We start from the raw sequence: 3,099 nt of genomic DNA, 5'->3' as shown, positions 1-3,099 counted from the left end.
CACAGCGGTTGATCGCCAGTAAGGTTGAGGCTGAACTGGCTGTGATGCTTGTCCGGTTTGCTGACCTCCGTCTCGATGACGGTCGCCAAACGGTGGTGCTTAACGGTTTTCTGCTACACAGGCGATCAGGATATCATTCAGGCCGCGGTTTTCAGCTCAGTCAGAACGTTCAGCCAAAACTTCGCATCTTCGTTTTCCGCGAGTCACATGCCCAGCAGTTCTTTATGGCCTTCGATGTTTATGCCCAGCGCCAAAAACACCGACTTATTGATGACGCGGCTATCCTGACGTACCTTCAGGACAATACAGTCCAGATAAACAATAGGGTAGATGGCATCCAGAGGGCGATTCTGCCACTCCACGACCTGCTCCATCACCGCATCCGTCACCTTCGAGACCAGTGCCGGAGAGACATCCGCATCGTACAGTTCCTTGAACGCGGCGGCGATTTCCCGGGGGTCATGCCTTTAGCATACAGCGACAGGATCTGGTTGTCCATCTCGGCAATACGGGTCTGATTTTTCTTCACCATTTGCGGTTCGAAAGTACCGTCACGATCGCGTGGAGTTTGCAGTTCCAGTGGGCCACCACTGCTGGCTACCGTCTTTGTCGAGTAATCATTACGGGCATTGCTACTGGTCCTAGGCTGATTTTTATCGTACCCGAGATGGTGAGTCATTTCGGCATTGAGGACGGCTTCTACACTAACTTTTTTCAGCAGCCGATCGAACTGATTGAGATCCTCTGGGGTTTTGAGATTTTTGGCCAATTCATTAGCCAGAGCCTATTACACAATCTCGTGTACAGGCTCTTTTCGGTCACCCCTTTTTCATATTTATAATCTGAGTAAGGGTCCGATCGTCTTTTCCGATCGGCCCTTGTTACTATTATTTACTGCATCAGCAGGTAAATACTGCTGTCGCCACGCTGAATATTCAGCGCCAGTACCGATGGCTTGGTATCAAGGATTTTGCGCAGCTCACCCAGATTAGCAATCGCCTGCTGGTTAACACCAAGGATTACATCGTCTTTCTTCAATCCGATGCGCGCCGCCGCAGAACCGGCCTTCACGCTATCTACCTTCACTCCTTTGGTTCCCTTTGCATCGTAGTTGCTCAGATTAGCGCCTTCAATACCGGTGTAGATAGTGCCGGAATCCACTTTGGCTGCGGTGCTCTGCTGCAACGCCACGTTCACATTCATCGGCTTACCGTCTCGGATCAGGCCCAGCTCCATTTTAGTACCAACCGGCAGCGAACCGACTTCAGCACGCAGCGCCGCAAAGCTAGAAATTGGCTTGTTGTTGAGGGAAACGATCACGTCCCCGGCTTTAATGCCCGCTTCCGCAGCGGAGGATTTAGGCAGCACCTGGCTGACAAATGCACCGCGCTGTGCGTCGACTTTCATCGCTTTCGCCAGCTCAGAGTTCAGCTCGGTACCCATAATCCCCAGCTCGCCGCGTTTCACTTGGCCATACTCGACCATCTGACGGGTCAGGTTTTTCACCATATTACTTGGGATAGCAAAGCCGATACCGATGTTGCCGCCATCCGGCGCTAGGATCGCAGTGTTAATCCCGATCAGCTCACCGTTCAGGTTGACCAGCGCACCGCCGGAGTTACCACGGTTGATCGCCGCATCGGTCTGGATAAAGTTTTCGTAGTTTTCCACATTCAGGCCGCTGCGGCCGAGTGCAGAGACGATTCCCGAGGTGACCGTTTCACCTAGGCCGTACGGGTTACCGATCGCCACGGTATAGTCACCCACGCGCAGCGCATCGGAGTCGGCAATTTTAATCGCGGTAAGACCTTTGGCATCTTTCAGCTGAATCAGCGCGATATCGGAACGCGGATCTTTACCAATCACTTTTGCGTTAAATTTACGCCCGTCGCTCAGCTGCACCTGAATTTTGGTGGCGTTATCCACCACGTGGTTATTGGTGACCACATAGCCTTTAGCGTTATCAATCACCACGCCAGAGCCAAGCGCTTTAAATTTCTGCTGCTGGGTATCTGCTCCGCCGTTGCCTTCCGCCCCGCCGCCCTGACACATGGGTGAGGACTGGAATGGTGAACCGTCTTGGCAGAATGGCGAATTGTCGCCAAAGAACTGCTGGAACTGCTGCGGCATATGCTGCATGCGCACCGTGGTGCTGCCTTCTACATTGATACTTACCACCGACGGCATCACTTTTTCCAGCATCGGTGCTAGGCTAGGCAACTGCCGAGTAGACGTAGAAGATGAAGCGGTTTCAGCAGCGCTGGCAGATAACGGGCTGATTGCCAGCCCAATGCTCATGGCAAGGGCACTCAATACTAACGTAGTTTTTTTCATTAGATTGGTTCTCAAGTATTCAGTTAAATAACCATTGCTGTGGTTGTTATGATGAGATTAACTTTTTAGCGCTAAGTTCATGTTTAAATATTACGGAAAGGTAAAGAAGTATTGGCTCCCTTTACAAAACTCAGCGCAGCTTATTCCATGGTCATCAGACGTCGACACTCATCTTAGGCGTACAGATCGGTCATCCCGCTGATGTAATCCTGCAACAGGCGCACGCGATAATAATATTGTTTGGCGTTTTATCGAGTTTTTCCACGGCTTCACTGTAGGCGAAGTGAAAACGCGTTGATAGTTTGTGAAACAGCCGCGTTTCAATCTGATACTCTTTCAGATAATCCTTCTCATTCAACTCGCTAAATTCTTCGTGCGTTAACCGCAGCAGCGGGCGGTAAATATCCAGCAGCAGGCTGTGAGGGTTGTCATCTTCCAGCAGCGCCTAGTTGAAATTGCCGTGAAAGACCGCGGGCAGATGTTCGATAAAATGGCTGGCGGCGTACGGCACTAACTCCACAACAGTATTGATGCACAGATACATAAAAAACTGATCCTCACTACTGCGGTTGGTCTGTCAGCTGCGAGACTTCTCCAGTGCGGTGGTCACCACTGTGATAAACAGATCGCCATGCTAATGATTCGGTCACAGCTGGAACAGATGTTCATACAGGTGTTCAACGCTGAAGATTTTTTCTCCACGGCATCTTCCAAGTCTGCCACGCAGTAGGAGATATCGTCGGCCGCTGGCGGATTCAAGTTCGA

Annotated in this window: 1 protein-coding gene and 2 pseudogenes; all 3 read right to left on the bottom strand. The window is 51.1% G+C overall.

Annotated elements, in window-relative coordinates; translation table 11 throughout:
- Positions 1–114 precede the first annotated feature (114 nt).
- Positions 115–781: pseudogene (locus BBW68_RS16285) on the bottom strand (IS256 family transposase); the annotation flags it as partial.
- Positions 782–891: 110 nt separating this feature from the next.
- Positions 892–2,334 (bottom strand): serine endoprotease DegP, encoded by a 1,443-nt coding sequence (gene degP / locus BBW68_RS07875; protein WP_070134733.1) that lies wholly within the window; start codon positions 2,332–2,334, stop codon positions 892–894.
- A gap of 173 nt (positions 2,335–2,507) precedes the next feature.
- Positions 2,508–3,099 (bottom strand): annotated as a pseudogene (locus BBW68_RS19690) (dGTPase); the annotation flags it as partial.

It is taken from the genome of Candidatus Erwinia dacicola, assembly GCF_001756855.1.
Classification (GTDB): domain Bacteria; phylum Pseudomonadota; class Gammaproteobacteria; order Enterobacterales; family Enterobacteriaceae; genus Erwinia; species Erwinia dacicola.
The sequence above is the reverse complement of the archived record's forward strand: the minus strand, read 5'-3'. Positions and strand labels throughout refer to the sequence as shown.

What these genes read in the sequence shown, in the direction of transcription:
- degP (WP_070134733.1), bottom strand. Translation starts at nt 2,334, where the DNA reads ATGAAAAAAACTACGTTAGTATTGAGTGCCCTTGCCATGAGCATTGGG.